General features: G+C 64.3%; 17 protein-coding genes, 1 tRNA gene and 1 other annotated feature. Of the genes, 10 read left to right on the top strand and 8 right to left on the bottom strand.

Annotated features, from left to right (window positions below):
* Nucleotides 1-52: 52 nt before the first annotated feature.
* Entirely contained in the window at nt 53-874 is an 822-nt protein-coding gene (locus SPI01S_RS18535) for a carboxymuconolactone decarboxylase family protein (RefSeq protein WP_218017626.1), read from the bottom strand.
* A gap of 94 nt (nt 875-968) precedes the next feature.
* On the opposite strand from SPI01S_RS18535, the gene SPI01S_RS18530 reads away from it, so the two are divergent.
* The 7 genes from SPI01S_RS18530 to SPI01S_RS21970 all read left to right on the top strand — a co-directional run bounded on the left by SPI01S_RS18530 (nt 969) and on the right by SPI01S_RS21970 (nt 9,487).
* Nucleotides 969-1,877: a LysR family transcriptional regulator gene (locus SPI01S_RS18530; protein WP_066726205.1), complete on the top strand. Its 909-nt coding sequence runs from the start codon at nt 969-971 to the stop codon at nt 1,875-1,877.
* Nucleotides 1,878-2,231: 354 nt separating this feature from the next.
* Entirely contained in the window at nt 2,232-3,137 is a 906-nt protein-coding gene (locus SPI01S_RS18525; protein ID WP_066726202.1) for an NADP-dependent oxidoreductase, read from the top strand.
* Between the two features lie 64 nt (nt 3,138-3,201).
* A complete protein-coding gene (locus SPI01S_RS18520; protein WP_066726199.1) occupies nt 3,202-3,570 on the top strand; it encodes an antibiotic biosynthesis monooxygenase family protein in 369 nt (122 codons plus the stop codon).
* A gap of 286 nt (nt 3,571-3,856) precedes the next feature.
* A complete protein-coding gene (locus SPI01S_RS18515; RefSeq protein WP_066726198.1) occupies nt 3,857-4,597 on the top strand; it encodes an SDR family oxidoreductase in 741 nt (246 codons plus the stop codon).
* Nucleotides 4,598-4,782: 185 nt separating this feature from the next.
* A complete protein-coding gene (locus SPI01S_RS18510; protein WP_066726196.1) occupies nt 4,783-5,487 on the top strand; it encodes a helix-turn-helix transcriptional regulator in 705 nt (234 codons plus the stop codon).
* A 674-nt stretch (nt 5,488-6,161) separates the two neighbouring features.
* Nucleotides 6,162-7,390, top strand: a protein-coding gene (locus tag SPI01S_RS18500; RefSeq protein ID WP_157084777.1) for an IS3 family transposase whose coding sequence is annotated in 2 segments (ribosomal slippage) — nt 6,162-6,450 and nt 6,450-7,390 — 1,230 coding nt in all. Because the reading frame shifts where the segments join, the coding sequence is not laid out codon by codon here.
* Nucleotides 6,443-6,559: a sequence feature (AL1L pseudoknot), on the top strand. (Overlaps the previous gene by 117 nt.)
* A 270-nt stretch (nt 7,391-7,660) precedes the next feature.
* Entirely contained in the window at nt 7,661-9,487 is a 1,827-nt protein-coding gene (locus SPI01S_RS21970) for an AAA family ATPase (protein WP_084253581.1), read from the top strand.
* Nucleotides 9,488-9,742: 255 nt separating this feature from the next.
* Here the strand turns inward: SPI01S_RS21970 and SPI01S_RS18495 are convergent.
* A tRNA-Thr gene (locus SPI01S_RS18495) sits at nt 9,743-9,818 on the bottom strand.
* Between the two features lie 212 nt (nt 9,819-10,030).
* Here SPI01S_RS18495 and SPI01S_RS18490 point away from each other — a divergent pair.
* Together SPI01S_RS18490 and SPI01S_RS18485 are read left to right on the top strand one after the other, a co-directional pair.
* A complete protein-coding gene (locus SPI01S_RS18490) occupies nt 10,031-11,308 on the top strand; it encodes a PAS domain-containing protein (RefSeq protein WP_066726188.1) in 1,278 nt (425 codons plus the stop codon).
* A gap of 100 nt (nt 11,309-11,408) precedes the next feature.
* Nucleotides 11,409-16,031, top strand: coding sequence for an NAD-glutamate dehydrogenase (locus SPI01S_RS18485; protein ID WP_066726186.1), 4,623 nt, complete (start codon nt 11,409-11,411; stop codon nt 16,029-16,031).
* A gap of 41 nt (nt 16,032-16,072) precedes the next feature.
* Here the strand turns inward: SPI01S_RS18485 and SPI01S_RS18480 are convergent, their stop codons facing one another.
* Nucleotides 16,073-16,513 (bottom strand): NUDIX hydrolase, encoded by a 441-nt coding sequence (locus tag SPI01S_RS18480; RefSeq protein WP_066726183.1) that lies wholly within the window; start codon nt 16,511-16,513, stop codon nt 16,073-16,075.
* On the bottom strand, nt 16,510-16,794 hold the full coding sequence (locus SPI01S_RS18475) for a BolA family protein (protein ID WP_066726181.1): 285 nt from the start codon (nt 16,792-16,794) through the stop codon (nt 16,510-16,512). The genes SPI01S_RS18480 and SPI01S_RS18475 overlap by 4 nt, the downstream gene beginning before the upstream one ends.
* Before the next feature lie 89 nt (nt 16,795-16,883).
* Here SPI01S_RS18475 and SPI01S_RS18470 point away from each other — a divergent pair, with 89 nt between their 5' ends.
* Nucleotides 16,884-17,441, top strand: coding sequence for a J domain-containing protein (locus tag SPI01S_RS18470; protein WP_174539130.1), 558 nt, complete (start codon nt 16,884-16,886; stop codon nt 17,439-17,441).
* Between the two features lie 13 nt (nt 17,442-17,454).
* On the opposite strand, the gene SPI01S_RS18465 is transcribed toward SPI01S_RS18470, so the two are convergent.
* Genes SPI01S_RS18465 through SPI01S_RS18450 form a run of 4 tightly spaced genes read right to left on the bottom strand, consistent with a single transcriptional unit; the run spans nt 17,455 to nt 19,976 of the window.
* Nucleotides 17,455-18,111 (bottom strand): glutathione S-transferase family protein, encoded by a 657-nt coding sequence (locus SPI01S_RS18465; RefSeq protein WP_084253579.1) that lies wholly within the window; start codon nt 18,109-18,111, stop codon nt 17,455-17,457.
* Nucleotides 18,104-18,889, bottom strand: coding sequence for a VOC family protein (locus SPI01S_RS18460; protein WP_066726175.1), 786 nt, complete (start codon nt 18,887-18,889; stop codon nt 18,104-18,106). Before SPI01S_RS18460 ends, SPI01S_RS18465 begins: the two co-directional genes overlap by 8 nt.
* 45 nt (nt 18,890-18,934) lie before the next feature.
* Nucleotides 18,935-19,291: a DUF1428 domain-containing protein gene (locus SPI01S_RS18455; RefSeq protein ID WP_066726173.1), complete on the bottom strand. Its 357-nt coding sequence runs from the start codon at nt 19,289-19,291 to the stop codon at nt 18,935-18,937.
* Between the two features lie 13 nt (nt 19,292-19,304).
* The gene (locus SPI01S_RS18450) at nt 19,305-19,976 is read right to left on the bottom strand and encodes a glutathione S-transferase family protein (protein WP_066726170.1); all 672 of its coding nucleotides are present in this window, start codon (nt 19,974-19,976) and stop codon (nt 19,305-19,307) included.
* Between the last annotated feature and the right edge of the window lie 5 nt (nt 19,977-19,981).

Below are 19,981 nucleotides of genomic sequence, written 5' to 3'. Positions count from 1 at the left end.
CTAAAGCCCGCGCCGACACCGGAATCTGGCGATCGGCGCGATGGGCCGCGGTCTATTGCGCCGCGGCCTGCCGCTTGGCGAAGACGTCCTTGACGACCGGCAGCGCCGAGAAGACCGAAGGCCAGCCCGCGTAGAATGCCAGTTGGGTCAGCACCTCGCCGACTTCGCCTTCGCTCAATCCATGGTCCATGCCGCGATTGAGGTGGTAGGTGAGTTGCTGCGCCTTCCCATCCGCAATCAGCGCAGCGATGGTCACGAGGCTGCGATCGCGCGCGGATAGATAGGGGCGCTGCCATATCTGCCGGAACAACAGGTCGTTGGTATAGTCGACCACGCCTGCCGAGACATTCGAGAAGCTGTCTCGGACGCCAGCGGACCGCGCTTCGTCCTCCTCGACGGCGAGCGGAAGGAGTGGTCCGAGCGCCGGCGGAAGATCCTGCTGCTGAACGCCCCGCTTGGCGAATACCTCGTGAACCGGCCCGACCGCGGCGAACGCCTTGCTCCAACCGGCGTAGAAGGCGAGGTGGACGATCGTCTCGGAAATTTCGCTCGGCTTCACGCCGTTTTCGATCGCCTGGTTGGCGTAGTAGCTCAGCGCCGGGGCCTCACCACGGATGATCATCGCCGCGATGGTCACCAGGCTACGATCGCGGGGTGACAGGTCCGCCCGCTTCCACACCTCGCCATAGAGGGGTTGCTGGGTCAGCTGCTCGAGTGCCGGCGCTACCTGGCGCACCTGATCCGGCGACAGCCGTCGAAGGGCGACATTGGGCTGCTGGACGGTGGCGGGATCCGCTTGCTGGGCGGATGCTGTCTCCATGGGGACTAATCCGACGAGTACCGCCATGGCGAGCGGGGGGAGCGACTTGGTCATCATCAATTGCAATAGCGCGCGCGATGACGAAACTTATGATGAGCAATATTCATTGCACTGTTGATCGCCAAGGAACCTTCGCAAGGGAGACACAATGAAGCTCGGCCGCTCGGACCTCGCCGACTTCGTCTATTTCCTGGCGATTGCGCGCCATCGCAGCTTTCGTCGTGCCGGGTTGGAGGTTGGTGTCACGCCGTCCGCGATCAGCCATGCGCTGAAGGGGCTCGAAGAACGGATGGGCGTGCGGCTGGTCAATCGCACCAACCGATCGGTGACGTTGAGCGCCGCAGGTGAGCAGCTGCAGGCGGCGCTTTGCGGGCCGTTCGACGCCATCGGCGAGGCGGTGGACGACCTGAATCGTTTCCGCGAGGTTCCCAGTGGGCGTATCCGCCTCAACGTCACGATGGATGCGGCGGCGCTGCTGATCGCACCGGTGATGGGCGAGATGGCCGAGCGCTATCCGAAGCTCGAAATCGACATCGTTGCCACCAACCGAATGGTCGACATCACGAGCGAGGGCTTCGATGCGGGAATTCGTCATGGCGGTACCGTGCCCGAAGACATGATCGCCCAGCGCCTGTCTGCGGATATCCGCTGGGCGGTCGCAGCCGCGCCGGCCTATCTCGATCGATTCGGCATTCCGCAGCATCCAGACGACCTCCAGCACCATCGCTGCCTGGGCGTTCGGCTCGGCGATGATCGGGTCTATCGTTGGGAGTTCAAGGGCCCCGAGGGCGAGTTCGACATCGCGGTACCGAGCCACATTACTGCCGACGACAGCAGGACAATGATGGCGATGGCCATCGCTGGGGCAGGGCTGACCTACGGCAACACATCCGCAATGGAGCGCGACCTTCGGGCAGGGCTTCTCCGAACGGTCCTGGACGACTGGGCGATCGACGGCCCTGGATACCACATCTATTATTCCAGCCGCCGACAGGTGCCAACAGGTTTGAAGCTGCTGATCGAGCTCATTCGCGAGCTTCGCCCGCTCGGGCTATAATTTCGCACGGTGCGGGCTCCAATCTTCCGTGGACCATTGGAGGATCGGCCACGGTAGCATGCGATCCCTTGTCGTCGCTGCGATGCCGTGCGGCTGTGATCCTCGCACGGGTGCTGATGCGAGCCCAACCCTTGCAGCTTTATGTATGGTGACAGAATCTGTCACGCATCGGCGTATATTGGGCCTCAGCAAGAGCGTGGACCTACCCCAGTCTCGCAGCGCTTGCGGCATCTTCACACAAAGGTGCCGGGAGATCGCTGCACAGATAAGGCCAAGGAGAATGCGCTCACTGCCGCTCAGACCTTCGCACCGCGGGTGCTGGAGCGTCTGCGCAACTCCAAGCAGGAAAATTGTATGAAGGCCGTTCGATTCAACGAATATGGTGGGCTCGATGTCCTGAAGATCAAGGATGTCGAGGCGCCGCACGCGGGCCCGGGCCAGGTGCGCATTGCCGTGCGGGCCGCAGGGGTCAATCCCATCGATTGGAAGCTGCGGGCGGGATATGTGCATGATTTCATGCCGCTCACCTTTCCGGCGGGCGTCGGGTCCGAGGCGGCCGGCATTGTCGACGAGGTAGGTGCTGGCGTCACGGGCGTCGCCGTCGGGGATGCCGTTTTCGGGTACGGGCAAAATACGGTGGCCGAACATGCGGTGCTGCGGGCATGGGCACATGTTCCGGACACCATGCCAATGGATGTCGCCGGCGGCATGGCGGTCATTGCCGAGACCGCGACGCGCATCCTGGATCAGGTTCACCTCAAGCCGGGCGAGACGCTGCTGATCGCGGGCGCCGCCGGTGGCGTGGGAACCGCCGTCATCCAATTGGCGCGCCAGCGCGGCGCCATCGTGATCGGCACGGCGAGCGCGCCGAAGCATGCATATCTTCGCGAACTGGGTGCTATCCCGACGACCTATGAACCCGGGCTCGCCGCGAGAGTACGCGAGCTGGCGCCGCTGGGCGTGAACGCAGCGCTCGATCTGGCCGGTGCCGGCCTCATCCCGGAACTGATCGCGATCGTCGGCGATCCCGCGCGGGTAGTCTCCATCGCCGACGTCACGGCCCCACACCATGGCGCCGCCTTCTCGGCGCGATCGGCAGAGCACCCGGAGCACGCCTTCGCCGAAGTGGCGCGCCTGTATCGCGAAGGCGCTTTTCAGCTCCGCATCGAGCAGACCTTCCCGATGGAGCACATCGCTCGTGCGCAGGAGGTTAGCGCTGCGGGGCGGGTGAGCGGCAAGCTCGTCATCATCATGGACTGACCGGCCCTTCGGCCCGCGCGTTCGTTGCACGCGCGGGCCGAGTGCTCCTGCAGGATCGAACCCCATGTCCAGCGTTGAACCCCTTGACCCCATGTTCCCCCTGGCCCGCCAGATGGACGTCGATGCCGCTCCCATCGTGCTGGTCAATCTCTGCACCATGGCGCCTGAAGACGAGGCGGCGTTTCTGGTCGCCTGGGCCGCGGATGCCGCCTTCATGAAAAGCCAGCCCGGCTTCATCTCGACGCAACTGCACCGCGCGCTGGGAGACGGCCCCACTTATCTCAACTACGCCATTTTCGAATCCGCCGCAGCATGGCGCGCGGCTTTCAAGCATCCTGAATTTCGAGAGATCACCAAGGGCCACCCGGCGTCGGCCGTGTTTCGTCCGCACCTGTTTCAGAAGGTCGCCGTGCCGAACCTCTGCACCGCCTAGCGACGGTGATCCTGGGCTGTCTGATGCACGATGCCGCGCAGGCGCAGGCGCAGCGCAGGATTTCTCCGGAGGAACGCTTATCACTTGCGAAACTGCTTTGCAGAGAATATTATTTCGGTGTCGAAAGAGTGCGGACCGGATGGTAGCCCGGTCGTCGTCCCATGGGCGGCAACTCTTCCTCTACGAGGTATCCGCGACACCTGGACCGGCATGCCGGTTGTATAGGTGTGTCGGCGGACCTCTTCTTCGTCGACGCGCCGCGTAGAGTGCGGAAGGACGTTGAATCATGAAACTCACCGGTAATACCATTCTGATCACGGGCGGGGGCTCGGGCATTGGTCTCGCTTTGGCTCGGCATTTCTTGGACTTGGGAAACACCGTCATCGCCTGCGGGCGAAGCCAGGCGACGTTGGATGAAGCGCAAGCCGCCGTGCCTGCCTTGATTACGAGACTCTGCGACGTCGCGGATGCGGAAAGCCGCCAAGGGCTGTTTTCCTGGCTTGCGGCCTCGCATCCCGAGGTCAATGTCCTCGTCAACAACGCGGGCGTACAGCAGCACCGCGACTTCAACGGCGATCCCGGGATGGCGACGCTCGATCAGGAGATCGCGATCAACCTGGCAGCGCCGATCCATCTGATCGCGGGCTTGCTGCCGCTGCTGAAACAGCAGGACCAGGCCTGGATCATCAACGTCAGTTCGGGCCTGGCCTTTTCGCCGATGGCCGACGTTCCCGTCTATTGCGCGACGAAGGCCGCGATCCATTCCTTCACGCTCAGCCTTCGGCACCAGTTGCGCTCGACGAGCGTGAAGGTGGTCGAACTCGCTCCTCCGATCGTCGATACCGGACTTGGTGGCGATACGAGAAGCAGCGGCACCGCCAACCGCCAGATGATGTCGCCCGAAGCATTTGCGGCCGAGACCCTAGCGCTCCTCGAAACGGGTCAGGACGAGGTGCTGATCGGAATCTCTGCCGAGACGCGCCGACAAGGCGAGGCCCTGTTCCCGCGGATGAACAACCATGGGTAATCCGAGAGGTCTCGGGTAGGAAGCGTCCGAGGGGTGGCTGATCCGCGCCGCCCCTCCTCGTCGCAAGCAGCGCCGCCGTTCGCGGCCAACGGTCTGCCCACCGTCGATGGCGAGGAGATGCCGCGTCTCGGGCGTGCAACCGCGTTGTACATCGGATGGCAGGGTTTCGCTGTCATGGAGGGAAGATGGCCAGAAGTCATCGACTGTTCGACTTGCTGCAGGTTCTCAGGCGACACCGCCGCACTGTTTCAGGAGAGGCGCTTGCTCAGGAACTCGGCGTGTCACTCCGGACGATCCGCCGCGACATCGCCACCCTTCAGGCCATGGGCGCCGAAATCGATGGAGAGGCCGGGGTGGGCTATATCCTTCACCCTGGCTTTCTCCTGCCGCCGCTCTCGTTCACCGAGGATGAGCTGCATGCTCTTTCCATCGGCGCACAGTGGGTTCGTCGGCAGACCGACCGGACGCTGGCGTTTGCGGTCGAGAACGCGATCGCGAAGATCAACGCGGTGCTGCCTGCGGAGATGCGGCCCACGCTTGACGCGGACATGGTGTATGTTGGCCGTCGTGCGAACACCGGCACGATGGTAGACCTCGGCGAAATTCGGCGTGCCCTTCGCAACCAGCGCAAAGTCAGCATCACGCTTCGCGGCGAGCAGGCGTATCTCGGCCGGCAGATTATCTGGCCGGTGATGCTCGGCCTGATCGACGGAAGCCGTTATATCTCGGCCTGGTGCGAAGGCGGTGGCACTTTCCGGATCATCAGCATGGAAGACATCGAAGATGCGACCATCCTGGATGAACGATATCCTGGTAATCGCAAGGATCTCGTTCGGGAGTGGAGATCCAAGGAGGTTCTACCGTGCAATGGACTCGGCGATTCCTGCTGAACCCTCAAAAAGGGAAACATTGTAATCCTCACGCGCATCCAATTGATAGTCGATGAGGGATAGGCCGAACAACTTGGCATGAATTCATTGATCGCCGTTTGTCGCTAAAGAATAATTTTTTTGTATTGCCTTGCCATCGCGGAAACGTTGAATGTTGGCTCCTGACCGGACCTGCTGTTCGGGAGATGTGCGGGGAACGAAGGCAGAGTCCCAAGAAGCGTCGATCGCGCTTTCGGCAGCAGTCGACCAAAACGCGTCGATCGCGGTCGGACTTTGAACGTCAGCTCCTGCCAGAACCGGCCGTTTGCTAAGCTCGAGATCGGTTTTCTTCGCGGCCAGGTCGAGGGTCGGCAGGGCTTGTCGGTGGTCGATCCATATTATGGCGATCAGTACGATTGCGAGATGACCTGAACGCAGGTGGCCGTCGCAGCCCGCGCGATCGTCGAGCGTCTCGCGGGTTGATCGCGAAGCTGATTTTGACGAGTGTCGCTGCGGCGGTTAGCCGAAGGCTGGTTTTGGTGGCCGTGCCGCTATCGTCTTGCGGCGGTCCTCCGCGTTTCTGTTTGCCTTTGTCTTTGTGGTCCTGAACCCTATCAGCTCCATAAGATCCGCCTGCATCTGTGAACCGCCCCGGGTTTGCCGGAGGCTCCAACTCCTGAGAAGGTGGAGCCAGTATGAGCAAGACGACGAACAAGTTTGCGCCTGAGGTTCGCGAGCGCGCGGTGCGGATGGTGATCGAGCACGAGCGTGATTACCCATCGCGGTGGGCAGCGGTGGTGTCGATCGCGGAGAAGATCGGCTGCGTTCCGCAGACGCTGCATGAGTGGCTGAAGAAGGCCGAGGTCGACAGCGGCAAGCGGGCTGGCGTCCCGACAGAGGTTGCGGACAAGGTGAAGGCGCTGGAGCGCGAGGTCCGTGAGTTGCGCCAGGCGAACGAAATTCTGCGCAAGGCATCTGCATATTTTGCCCAGGCGGAGCTCGACCGCCCGTTTGGGCGATGATCGCCTTTATCGATGATCACCGCGATGCCTATGGGGTCGAGCCGATCTGCCGCGTTCTGCCGATCGCCCCATCGACGTATTTCGAGCGTCTCGCGCAGCGGCGGGATCCGACACGCCTGTCGGCGCGGGCGCAGCAGGATGTCGCCCTGAAGCCAGAGATTGCACGCGTATTCGCCGAGAACTTCGCGGTCTACGGCGTGCGCAAGGTCTGGCGGCAGATGCTGCGGGAGGGGTTTACGGTCGCCCGCTGTACGATCGCGCGGTTGATGCGCGAGATGGGCTTGGCAGGGGTGATCCGGGGCAAGCCGGTGCGCACCACGGTCAGCGACAAAGCGGCGCCGTGTCCGCTCGATCGCGTCAATCGGAGGTTCTACGCGCCAGCGCCGAACATGCTCTGGGTGTCGGACTTCACCTATGTCGCGACCTGGGCCGGGTTCGTCTACGTCGCCTTCGTCATCGACACCTACGCCAGGCGGATCGTCGGCTGGCGCGCCAGCAGGACGGCGCATGCCGGCTTCGTCCTCGACGCTCTGGAGCAGGCGCTTCACGATCGACGGCCGGCCCATCGGGGCGGCCTCATCCATCATAGCGACCGCGGGTCGCAATATCTGTCCATCAAGTACACCGAGCGCCTTGCCGAAGCGGGGATCGAGCCGTCGGTCGGCAGCGTCGGAGATAGCTACGACAACGCTTTGGCCGAGACCATCAACGGCCTCTACAAGGCCGAGGTGATCCACAGGCGCGGGCCATGGCGTACCTTCGAAGCCGTCGAGTACGCCACGCTCGAATGGGTGGACTGGTTCAACCATCGTCGGCTGCTCGAGCCCATCGGCAACATCCCGCCTGCCGAAGCCGAAGATCAATATTATGCTGCCGCAGACAACATCGATATGGCAGCGTGACTCACAACCCAATGCCTCCGGCAGACCCGGCGCGGTTCATACGGACTCTGACTCCGTCAATTGAGGTTCGAATCCTCACAGGGCATCCAGGCGCCTCGTAACGGATCCGCTCGCAAACATTTGCTGCATCGCGTTATGAGCACGAGCGACAAAAGCCCCGCAGCTCCACGCGAAAAGCGTTTGACACGACCCCGAGCGCTTCAACCAGCTTTGCTGCCGGCTCGCCTCGCTGTACCATGAGCGCTCAATCGCAAGAGTGCAGGAAAAATCGTGCGCATACTTCACTACTTGGAATTAGAAAACTTCAAGCGGTTCGGCGAAAGCCAGAAGATCGAGCTCGATCATCCCGCTGTATTAATCGGACCTAACAATTGCGGCAAAACAAGTGCGATACAGGCCTTAGCGCTGTGGTCCCAAGCCGTCCAGACATGGTATGATGCTCGCAAACAATCTACAGCAAAAGAACGCACTGCAACTCCACTCAACAGACTAAACATCGTCTCTGTGCCCGTGCAGCGCACGCGATCATTTTGGCATAATACAAATGTTCGAAAAGGTAACAGGGATATCCCTCTCACGATCACGGTAGGTATTTTCTACCAAGGTCAAGTTAGGCCCCTCCCTATGCGGTTCCGCAATCAGGGAGACGAGCTTGTATACTGCTCCCCTGATAACGACGTTGCGAAAGACTTGGATTTTATTGCGCATGCGGCAAAGATACGCGTAGAGCTTCTTTATCCAATGTCCGGCCTTGACACTGAAGAGCCTATTCTTCAGCCGGGTAGGATTGATCTACTTCTCGGTCAGGGAAGAACTGCTGACGTTTTGCGCAATCTTTGTTTATCCGTTAAACAAAATATGCCATCCGATTGGGACAAGATCGTAAATTTAATGCAGCGTTTGTTCCATGTTACACTTGGTGATCCAACTGAGACTACACGGGGCAGTATAACGCTTTCCTATCGACAAGCTAACGTCAAAGAACCTTTGGACATCTCCTCTGCAGGAAGAGGAATGCTGCAAGCACTTCTCGTCTTTTCATACCTTTACGCACATAAAAATAGCGTACTGCTGGTTGACGAGCCAGATGCGCATCTCGAAATCCTACGCCAAAAGCAAATATATGTTCTACTCCGCGACATTGCTAATGAAAATGGATCTCAAGTAGTAATTGTAACACACTCGGAACAAATACTTGATGAAGCCTTGGACCGAAATTTAACATTGTTGTTAGACGGCAAAGCGGACGAGTTGGCAAAAAAGTCAGATATACGTAATAGTCTTAAGCATTTTGGCGCGGAACATTATATTAGAGCCCGTGAACGCGGCTACGTACTTTACGTTGAAGGTGGGACCGACATAGATATGTTGCGCGCTCTCGCCGTTAAGTTAAATCACCCGGTTGTCAACGTGTGGGATGAGAGAATAAATACGTTTTACGTACAGAACAATTATCCTCTACAAGATGCCGATGCCGAATTAGAAAGAGTTGAGGGTGGGTTTGGAGTTACCCCCCGAGACCATTTTGACGGCCTCCGCGGGATCATCCCGAATCTACGTGGATTGGCAATCCTAGATAATGATGGAAAGGGTCGACAGGATGCAGATCTGGGGCCGTTGAAAATCCGCTATTGGAAACGATACGAGACGGAAAACTATTTCGTATCTCCAGACAATCTTCGTCGTTACTCGTTAGAGATATATCCAGAACAAGATTTGTTCGCTACCGATGTGCGTGATGCAATAGATGCGATATTGAGGGATTTGATTTTGAACGACGTTTTCTCCGGAAATGTCGATAATTTCAATATTTGGTCTAGGCTAGATACCGATGCTGCTCGCCTGTTTTGGGAATCCTCGACAACTAATAAGAAGCTCAGCGCTTTTGCTGAGACATTTTTCCGACGGCTCGCCAATAGGATTGGCCGTCCTATGCTGCTTTCAAAGGGGGAGCTTCATCGCCTTGTTGAAGTATCCGATATCTCTTCAGATGCCGCAGCTGAAATTAGAGATAAACTTGATCTGCTAATGGATATGTTCACTCCGGCACGAGCGGACCATGAAGAAGTACCGGTTTTGATATCTGCTGAAGGCTGATGCGCCAAGCAACGGCTAGGATTCGGGGGAGTGCGCGTCGCGAAACGCTTTCAAGGGAGTGGGCGTCGAAGACCTAATCGATCGTCGATTAGCTCGCGACGCTCACACCTCAGCCGCATGGAACGCCATCCGGTTGCCAAAGCAGATCGCCACCGACGCCCGGCTGCTTCACAAAGCCGCCCCACAAAGGACCCATGCCCGACCCACGGGGAAGCCCTTTCCGCAAGGGCTCGGCGAAATTGCTTCTGAGAGGGATGGTGCCGCTTACAGGACTCGAACCTGTGACCCCCGCATTACGAATGCGATGCTCTACCAGCTGAGCTAAAGCGGCGCCCGGTGCCGGGCGCTGGTTTGCCCGGAGGAGGGCGCGCTTACCAGCCGTTCCTGGCGCTGGCAAGCACCTCCTTGCGCCGATGCCGATTTTCTTGCCTCCGGAGATTCCCTCGGCTTTTCCGGATCCGCCTTTTACGCGGCATTTACCATGGACCCTGCACAAGGCCCCGGATCAGCGTTTCGGGCCCTTGCCCGCAGTGGAGCACCCGCATGAACATGGCTCGCGGCATCAATCGTCCGGCAGAACCCGAGCCCGCGCCCGCGCCCGCGCCCGACGAGGCGATCGACGAACGCCCCGTCGCGATCGGCGGGGACGAGCGTCGCATGCAGGTGCGCGCCTATAACCATTGGGTGTCGCTGCTGCGCGGCCGTGCCTATCCCGCGATCCACGACCTCGATCCCGCGAACATCGCCGATTTTGGCCCGAACAGCGTGCTGCTCGACTTCACCGCCGGCATCGAGAATCCCGCCATCCGGTATCTCGGCGCCGCCCTGCGCGAGGAATGCGGCATCGAAGGCGCGATCGCGCATGTCGGCGAAGTGCCGAGTCGATCGCTGCTCTCGCGCCTGACCGACCATTATCTGCAGATCATCGCCAACCGCGCGCCGATCGGCTTCGAGGCCGAGTTCGTCGGGCAGCGCGGGCACCAGATGTTCTATCGCGGCATCCTGATGCCCTTCGCATCCGACGCGGAGACGATCGGCTTCATCTACGGCGTGATCAACTGGAAGGAAGTGGTGGACGCCGATACCCAGGCGCGCCTCGACGCAGAGATCGCGGCGTCGCGCCGGGCAGCGCCGCACCCGGCGCCTACCCAGTCGGTCTGGGCCGACGGCCCCAGCGCCGGCTTCGACTCGCCCACCGCCGCCGCCGAGGTATCGCACAGCACGGTCACCTCGCCGCTCGCCGACCAGTTGATGCTGGCGCGCGAATCGGCCGCCGCCGTCCGCGCATCGGACCTGCGGGGCCGCGCCGCCCTGTATCGCGCGCTCGACCGCGCCTATGGCTTCGCGCTCGCCGCCGAGAAGGATGCGGACGGCTATGCCGTGCTGCTCGCCGAGGCCGGGATTGCCGCCCAGGCGCGCGCGCCGATGACGCCGGTGGTCAAGCTCGTCTTCGGGCCCGACTATGACAAGACCCGGCTGGCCGAGTTCGCCGCCGTGCTGACCCATGGCAGGCGGCTGGCGATCCCCTCGGGCGGGCTGGACGCCTTCCTGGAAATCACCCCCGGCGGGGTGAAGGGCGTGGTCCAGGCCGAACGCGAACTGCGCGCCGCGCTGGCCGGGGAGCAGCGCCCCGCCGCCTTCGCGCGCGCCGCCGAGACGCTGCGCCGGCGGCCGCCGCTCGCCCGCGTCGCCATGCCGGCCGGCGAGTCGGAGTTCGTGCTGTTGCTCGCCCGCGCGAGCGATCAGGGCCTGGATATCATCGCCAAGCTGGAAGACGACGCACAACTTACCGACCGGGCGGTACGCCGCGCAGCAGCCTGAGACACCGCCGAGTCACCGGACGACGAACTGCGCTTCTGCGCCTTTCCTCCCGGTTTTTCCAGACTTGAGGTGACCTTCGCCCGGGAGCATAGCCGCGATCATGAAGAACCTAGAAAAAAAGATCATGCAGGCCTTTGAAGATCGGATCTTCGAGGGGGCCCTGCCCGGAGAGCTGGAAGGACTGGACGAAGCCGAGCGCACCGAGGTGGCGCGGTTTGTCGCGGAGACGGCGGCGGAACGCCCGCCGCAGACCGTGCGGCTCAATCTAGAAACCTATCAGGACGATGCCAGCCGCAAGATGCGGCTCGCCGTGATCAACGACGACATGCCGTTCCTGGTCGATTCGATCGCCGGCGCGATCGCGGCGTTCGACCTCGGCATCTTCCGCATCATCCACCCGATCCTGCCGATCGAGCGCGACGCCAAGGGCGTGGTGACCGACATCGGCGAGAAGGCGAAGGACTCGCAGCCCGAATCGATGATCTACATCGAGATGGAGCGCGCCGACGCCCGCACCCGCCGCGCGCTGACCGGCGAGATCGAGCGCGTGCTCGAGCATGTTCGCGACGTCGTCTCCGATTGGCGACCGCTGCAGCAGGCAATGTCGATCGACGGCGCCCGCGTGCCCTCGCGCGAGGGCGAGGCGCTGCTGCGCTGGTTCGCCGACGACGCGATGACGCTGCTCGGCCATGAGAAATGGTCGGTCGGCGGCGAAAGCACCGACCAGATCGGCCTGGCCCGCTACACCCATGAAGTGCCGCTGCTGGCGGACACCTCGCGCAAGCTTGCGGTCGATTATTTCGAGATGGGCGGCGAGATCCCGCTGCTCCTGAAGTCCAACGCCACGTCCACCGTCCATCGCCGCGTGCCGCTCGACATCGTGGTGACGCCACTGATGACCGGCCAGGACGTCACCGGCCTGTCGATCCATTACGGCCTGTGGACCAGCCAGGCGCTGAACACGCCGCCGGCGATGGTGCCGATGCTGCGCGGGCGGCTGGAAATGCTCGAATCGAAGTTCGGCTTTGATCCGTCGGGCCATACCGGCAAGGCGATGACGCATGCCCTCACCGGCCTGCCGCACGACCTGACCACCGCCTTTGACCTGGAGGCGCTGGAGAGCCTGGTGCTCACCGCCATGTCGGTTGCGGACCGTCCGCGCTCGAAGCTGGTACTGGTGCGCAGCACGCTGGGCCGTCACCTGTTCGCCTTTGTCTGGCTGCCGCGCGAGCAGGTCGCCGCCGGCCACCGCGAGACGATCGGCGCCATGCTGACCGAGGCCGCGCACGCGAAGATGATCAACTGGTCGATCGCGCTGGAAGACGGCGTGCTGGCGCAGCTGCGCTACACGCTCGACCTGCGCGGCGACACGATGATGCCGGACGAGGACGAGCTCGACGCGCGCATCGCCCGCATGGTGCGCGGCTGGGCGCCGGCGGTGGAAGCCTGCCTCAGCGAGATCGCCGGCAGCGGCGCCGCCCGCCTGTCGCTGCGGCTCGCCAATGCCTTCCCGGACGTCTACCGCCTCACCCACACGCCCGAGGAAGCGGCGCAGGACATGGTGCGGATCGGCGGGCTCGAGGACGAGCATGCCCGCTCCGTCCGGATCGTGCCGCTGCCCGACGCACCCGGCAAATACCGGATCAAGCTCTATCGCCTGGGCGGCGCGCTGGCGCTTTCGGATGCAGTTCCCGCGTTCGAGAATTTCGGCTTCCGCGTGCTGGAGGAAGTGCCGACCGAGCTGACCAACGGCGCGTTCATCCACGACTTCAAGGTGGAGCCGGCGAACCGCAGCGAGATGCTCGATCGCGATCCGGCGATCGTCGAGGCCGCCATCGCCGCCGTGCTGGAAGGCCGCGCGGAGAACGACCTGTTCAATCGGCTGATCGTCGAGGCCGGCATCACCCCCGATGCGGTGGTGCTGCTGCGCGCCTGGTTCCGCTATCTGCGCCAGACCGGCATGCTGTACGGCCTGGGCACCGTGGTGGACGCGCTGCGCCGTGCGCCGCTGGTGGCGCTCGCGCTGGTCGAGCGGTTCGAGGCAGCGCACAACCCCGCGCGCAGCGGTGACGACGAAGCCGTGGACCTTGCCGAAAAGGCGATCGATGCGGGCCTCGCCCAGGTCTCGGCGATCGACGACGACCGTATCCTCCGCCTGTTCAAGGGCGTGGTGCTCGCGACGCTGCGCACCAATGCCTATGCGCCCGCAGGCGCCGAGGCGCTGGCGTTCAAGCTCGATTCCGTCAAGGTGCCGGGCCTGCCCGCGCCGCTGCCCTGGCGCGAGATCTGGGTGTACAGCCCGCGCGTCGAGGGCATCCATCTCCGCGCCGGCCCGGTCGCCCGCGGCGGCCTGCGCTGGTCCGATCGCCGCGACGACTTCCGCACCGAAATCCTGGGCCTGATGAAGGCGCAGCGCGTGAAGAATGCGGTGATCGTGCCGACCGGTGCCAAGGGCGGCTTCTATCCGAAGCACCTCCCCTCCCCCGCCGTCGATCGCGACGCCTGGCTGGCCGAGGGCACCGAGAGCTATCGCATCTTCATCCGCGCGCTGCTCTCGATCACCGACAACATCGTCTCGGGCGAGGTGGTCCACCCGCAGGGCGTGACGGTGCTCGACGGCAACGACCCCTATTTCGTCGTCGCGGCGGACAAGGGCACGGCCACCTTCTCCGACGTGGCCAACTCGCTGGCGATCGAGCGCGACTTCTGGCTGGGCGATGCCTTCGCCTCGGGCGGCAGCGTGGGCTATGACCACAAGGCGATGGGCATCACCGCCAAGGGCGCCTGGGTCTCGGTCCGCCGCCATTTCCTCGAAATGGGCACCGACATCCAGACCGAGCCTGTGACCGTCGCCGGCGTGGGCGACATGTCGGGCGACGTGTTCGGCAACGGCATGCTCTTGTCGAAGTCGATTCGGCTGGTCGCCGCGTTCGACCATCGCCACATCTTCCTCGATCCCAACCCGGATGCCTCGAAGAGCTGGGAGGAGCGCGCCCGCATGTTCGCGCTGCCGCGGTCCAGCTGGGCGGACTATAACCCCGCGCTTATCTCCGAAGGCGGCGGCGTGTTCCCGCGCACCGAAAAGTCGATCCCGCTCAGCCCGAAGGTCAAGGCGCTGCTCGACCTCGACGTCGACAGCATCGATCCCAACGGCCTGATGATCGCGATCCTAAAGGCGCGGGTCGGCCTTCTCTGGTTCGGCGGCATCGGCACCTATCTGAAGGCGGCGAGCGAGAGCAACGGCGAGGTGGGCGATCCCGCCAACGACCGGATCCGCATCAATGCCGAGCAGGTGCGTGCGCAGGTGGTGGGCGAAGGCGCCAATCTCGGCGTCACCCAGGCGGCACGCATCGCGTTCGCGCGGAACGGCGGCCGCCTCAACACCGACTTCATCGACAACTCGGCCGGCGTCGACTGCTCGGATAACGAGGTCAACATCAAGATCGCGCTCAACCGCGAGATGATCGAAGGCCGTCTCGGCTACGAGGATCGCAACGCGCTGCTCGCCTCGATGACCGACGACGTCGCGCACCTCGTGCTGGAGGACAATCGCCTCCAGACGCTGGCGCTCTCCTTCATGGAGAATGACGGCGCGCTCGACCTGCCCAGCTATGTGCGGGTGATCGAGATCCTCGAATCCAGCGGGCGGCTCGACCGCAACGTCGAAGGCCTGGGCGCGAACGAAGACCTGCTGCGCCGCGCGCAGGAAGGCCGCGGGCTTACCCGGCCCGAGCTGGCGGTGCTGCTCGCCTCCGCCAAGCTGGCGCTGCAGGACGCGATCGAGAAGGGCGATCTCGGCCATGATCCGGCGCTGGTCGGCGATCTCCATGCCGCCTTCCCCAAGGCCATGCAGGAACGCTTCGGCAAGGCGATCGACGAGCACCGGCTGCGCAACGAAATCGTCGCGACCAAGCTGGCAAACCGCGTGGTGAACCGCCTCGGCGTGCTCCACCCGTTCGAGCTGGCCGAGGAAGAAGGCGCCGCGATGCGCGACATCGCCGCGATGTTCGTCGTCGCCGAACAGCTGCTCGGCCTGCCCGCGTTGTGGGAAGTGGTGGAAACCGCGGAGATCAGCGAAGGCGCCCGGATCGCGCTGCTCGACGAGCTGGCGGTGGCGGTGCGCGGCCAGATCGCCGATCTGCTGCGCATCAACCGTCCGGGCGCCAGCCCCGCCGAGGTGATCGCGCGGCTGCAGCCGGGCATCGAGGCGCTGGGCCGCGAGACCCAGAGCCTGATGCTCACCGAAGTGCGTGCGCAGGCCGACCGGATCTGCGGCAAGCTCACCGCCGCCGGCGCACCCCGCGAGCTGGTCGACCGCGTGGTGCATGTGTTCGAGCTGGACGGATGCATCGGTCTCGCCGATCTCGGCCAGCGCAGCGGCACCGACGAGGTGGTGCTCACCCGCGCCTTTACCTCGCTCGGCCAGGCGCTCGGTCTCGACTGGGCGCAGGCGACCGCGGCGCGGATCACCACCGGCGATGTGTGGGAGCGCCTGCTGATCGCCGGCCTCGCCCGCGACTTCCAGCAGCTGCGACTGGACTTTCTGGGCCGTGTGGACGGACAGGACCCGCAGGCGACGGTGGACGCATGGCTCGCCGAGCACCGCGGCCGCGTCGACCAGTTCAGCGCGCTGGTGCGGCGTGCCCGCCAGTCCGCGGTGCCCAATGCGGCGATGCTCGCGCAGATCGCGGGCCAGGCCCGCGTGCTGCTGGGGCGGGAGTAGGTTCGGGCCCGTCGCTCCCTGCCGGGGGCGACGGGCACCGCCTAGGCTTCCAGTGCCGCCAGCATCTCCAGCAGATCCTCCGGGAAGATCGGCTCGTCCTGCGCCGCGATCTCGTCGCGGGTGAACCAGCGCCAGCCGCGCATCACCCGCTGTTCGAGCGCGGTATGCCCGGCCGTATCGATCGCCTCCGCCTCGGTGCGGACGAGAAAATAGCGCTCGTCCGCCCAGACCGGCACGCCTTCGATCGTCACGAACTCGACGACGCGCTGCGCGACCTCCGGCCCGGGATCGGCCCGGATGCCGGTTTCCTCCCACAGCTCGCGCCGCGCAGCCGCTTCGTAGCTTTCACCCGGATCCACCGCGCCGCCCGGCGTGCACCAGAAGGGCGGTCGGTCGCTGGGATCGAAGCGGAACAGCAGCACCCGGCCCTGCCCATCCAGCAGCAGGATTCGCGCCGCGGGGCGCGCGATACGCGTGCTCATTCGCCGGGTGCGGTCGCCTTGATCGCCAGCGCGTGGATGCGCGTGGCGAGCAGGTCGGCGAGCGCATGGTTCACCTTGCGCTGGCGGGCGACGCGGTTCAGCCCGGCGAATTCCGGGCTTTCGATAGTGACGGTGAAGTGCGACTCCCCCGTGCCGTCATCGCCCAGATGGCCGCGATGCTGGGCGCTGTCGTTGCTGACATGGAGGTGCGACGGGGCGAGCGCAGTGCGCAGGCGATCGGCGATCAGATCGGCCAACGGGCCGGTAGCGAGGTCGTTCATCGCGCCTATATAGGCGGTTTGTTCGAGGGAGTCGCGTGGCTAGCCATCAGCCGAAAAGGGATCGTCCGAATGCCCGTTTCCACGGTCGTGTGGAAGCGGAGGGAAGACTGTGCGCAGAGCCGGGCTGCACCGCCGCGGGCGAATTCCGGGCCCCGCCGCTGGAGGGCGCGCGCAGCGGCTTCGACGGGCCGCCGCAATTCCGCTGGCTGTGCCTGGACCATGTCCGCGCGTTCAACTCGGGCTACAACTTCTTCTCGGGCATGAGCCCCGACGAGATCCACGAGGCGCAGCGCCCGATCGCCGGCTGGGAGCGCGAGACGCGCGTGTTCAGCGCCAACCCCGACGTGCCGCCGCGCTGGGCCGACTTTGCCGATCCGCTCGATGCGATCGGCGCCCGCTTCCGCGACCGCATGAAGGACCGCGGCGAGCGCAAAGACGGACGGCCGCTGTCCGGCGCGGATCGCGATGCGCTGAAGGTGCTCGACCTGGCGATCGACTGCGATCGCACGATGCTGCGCAAGCGCTATTCGGAGCTGGTGCGGAAATACCATCCGGACCGCAACGGCGGCGACCGCAGCCACGAGGCGCGGCTGCAACGGGTGATCCAAGCCTATCAGCAGCTGAAGGGGTCGGCGGCGTTCGCCTGAAGGCGCCGCGGATCTAGTCGCGGTCCGGTGCTCCCAGCGGGAAATAGGCACGATAGGGCCGCGCATCGTCGACGCACCGCGCGACGGAGTCGCGCGCGAGCAGGCGGGCGCGATAGGCGCGCAGATTCGATTGCTCTGCAGCGATCGGCTGCACCCAGTCGGCATAGAACAGCGCCGGTGCAGCTGCACAATCCGCCAGCGTGAACGCCCCCGCCGCCGCCCAGTCGCGATCCTCGAGCCAGGAATCGAGCCAGGCATAGGCGCGGTCGAGCGCCGCCTTGGCCTCCGCCACCGCGACGGCATCACGGCGCTCGGGCGGCCGCAGCGCGTCGTTCACCACGCGCTGCATCTGCCCCATGACATGGTTGTCGAAGATGCGGTCGAGCATCCGCACTTCGATCGCGGCATCGGCATCTTCCGGCAGGAAGCGAACCGGGCCGGGGTGATGCCGATCGAGATGCTCGATGATGATGCTCGACTCCATCACCGGTCGACCGGCATCCACCAGAAGCGGAAACTTGGCGAGCGGCCAGAGTCCCGCAAACGCGGCGCCGTTTTCCGGCTGGTCGGGCCCGAGTGGCCGGAACTGAAACGGCGTGCCGTTCTCATGGAGCGGGATCAGCACCTTCCAGGTGTAGGAGGAGAACAGGTGGCCGAAAAGTTCAAGCATCGGCAGGCTTTCCGCTCACCAGCCCGAACGCCGCCCCGTCGGGATCCACCGCCTGCAGCACGCGCTCGCCGCCCGGCACGTCCATCGGCCCGTTGACCACCGTGCCGCCGCCTGCCTCCACCCGGGCCATCGCCGCATCGACATCCTCGACCCGGAAGTAGAAGCTCCAGCCCGGCTTCGCGCCGGGCGGGCAGCGCATGACCGCACCGACCGGCTCGCCGCCCTCGGGCCCGATGAAGCTGTATTCGCCCATCTCGCCCATCGGCATCCCGCCCATCCGGGTAAGGCCGAACTGGCGATGGTAGAAACCCAGCGCACCCCCGGCATCGGGGGTCAGCAGCTCGTTCCACCCGACATGGCCGAGGCCGTGCCGCTGGAAGACCGTGCTGGTCGCCCCCTCGGTTGCACCGCGCATCACGTAGAAGGGGATGCCCTGCGGATCGGTGACCATCGCCATCCGCCCCACGCCCGGCGCGTCCCAGGCGGGTACCATCACCTTGCCGCCCGCGCCGATGATGTCGGCCACCGACGCATCGACGTCGTCCACGGTGAAATAGGCGAGCCAGCCCGGCGTCGCGCCCGCCGCCAGCATCGCCGCATCGAGCTGGAGCATGCCCCCCGCATTGCCGTCCGGCGCGACGATCATGCGATAATCGACGCCGCCCGGCGCCGCCTCGCCCACGCTCCAGCCGATCACCGCGCCGTAAAAGGCGGAGGCGGCGGTCGCATCGCGGGTCATCAGTTCGTACCAGAGGAAATCGCCCTGTCGGTTGGTCATCAGTCCATCCCCTTGTATCGGCCGTCTTGTGTGGGCCGTCTTGTGTCAGCCGTCGCCGCGATCGACGATCGGTTCGAATCCACCCCAGAACATGCGCTTGCCGTCGAACAGCATGGCGTTGTCCTGCATGTCCGGATCCGCCATCAGCGATCCCCAGCCGGCATCGCGCGCCGCCTTGTCGGGCCACACCACCCAGGAGAAGACCACCGCCTCGCCTTCGGTCGCCAGGGTGGCGCGGTAGAAGTCGGTGGTCTCGCCGCGGGGCACGTCCTTGCCCCAGCCCTCCACCACACGGGTGGCGCCGTAGTGCAGGAACTTGTCCGCCACGCGCAGCGCGAGATCGGTATAGGCCTGCCGGTTTTCCTCCGGCACCGGCAGTATATAGCCGTCGATATACGCCATGGTTCGTCCTCCTTCAGGCGGCTTCGGGCATCTCCGTCTTCAGCTCCGCCAGCTGGGCACCGGTCGCCGCGACAAATCCGGGGCGGGCGAGGCAGCGCTGCTGATAGGCAGCCAGCACCGGATGCGCGTCCAGCAGGTCGGTATGATCCAGCGCGCGCAGCGCAGAGGCCATCAACAGGTCTCCGGCGGTGAAGCGCCCCTCCAGATAGTCGCGGTCGCCCAGCGCCGTGGCGAGCTGGCCCAGCCGCTTGTCGATCGCCGCCGCCAGGCTGGGACGGCGCAGCGTCGCCCATTCCTCACCCTTCGCGAACAGATCGACATTGGTCAGCTCCATCAGCATCGGCTCTATGCTGTTAAGCGCGGCGAACATCCAGCACAGCGCCCGTGCGCGCTCGGCGGGGTCGCTCGGCAGCAATGCCTCGGAACGTTCGGCGACGTGGAGCACGATCGCACCCGATTCGAACATCCGCACCGGCCCTTCGCGATAGGCGGGCACCTGGCCGAACGGCTGTTCGGCGAAATGGCTGGCGGGCCGCCGCAGCGTGCTGATCGGGTCGGTGCGATAGCCGATGCCGGCCTCCTCCAGCGCCCAGCGGACGCGGTAATCGCGAACATAGCCGCGGGCGAAATCGGGCACCCAGTCGAGCGTGACGATCTCGATCGGGCTCTGGGGGTCGATCGGCATGGCAT

Origin of the sequence: Sphingomonas pituitosa NBRC 102491 (genome assembly GCF_001598435.1) — a bacterium.
In the GTDB taxonomy this organism is placed as follows: Bacteria; Pseudomonadota; Alphaproteobacteria; order Sphingomonadales; family Sphingomonadaceae; genus Sphingomonas; species Sphingomonas pituitosa.
Note: the sequence above shows the minus strand (reverse complement) of the source record. Positions and strands in the feature narration are given on the sequence as shown.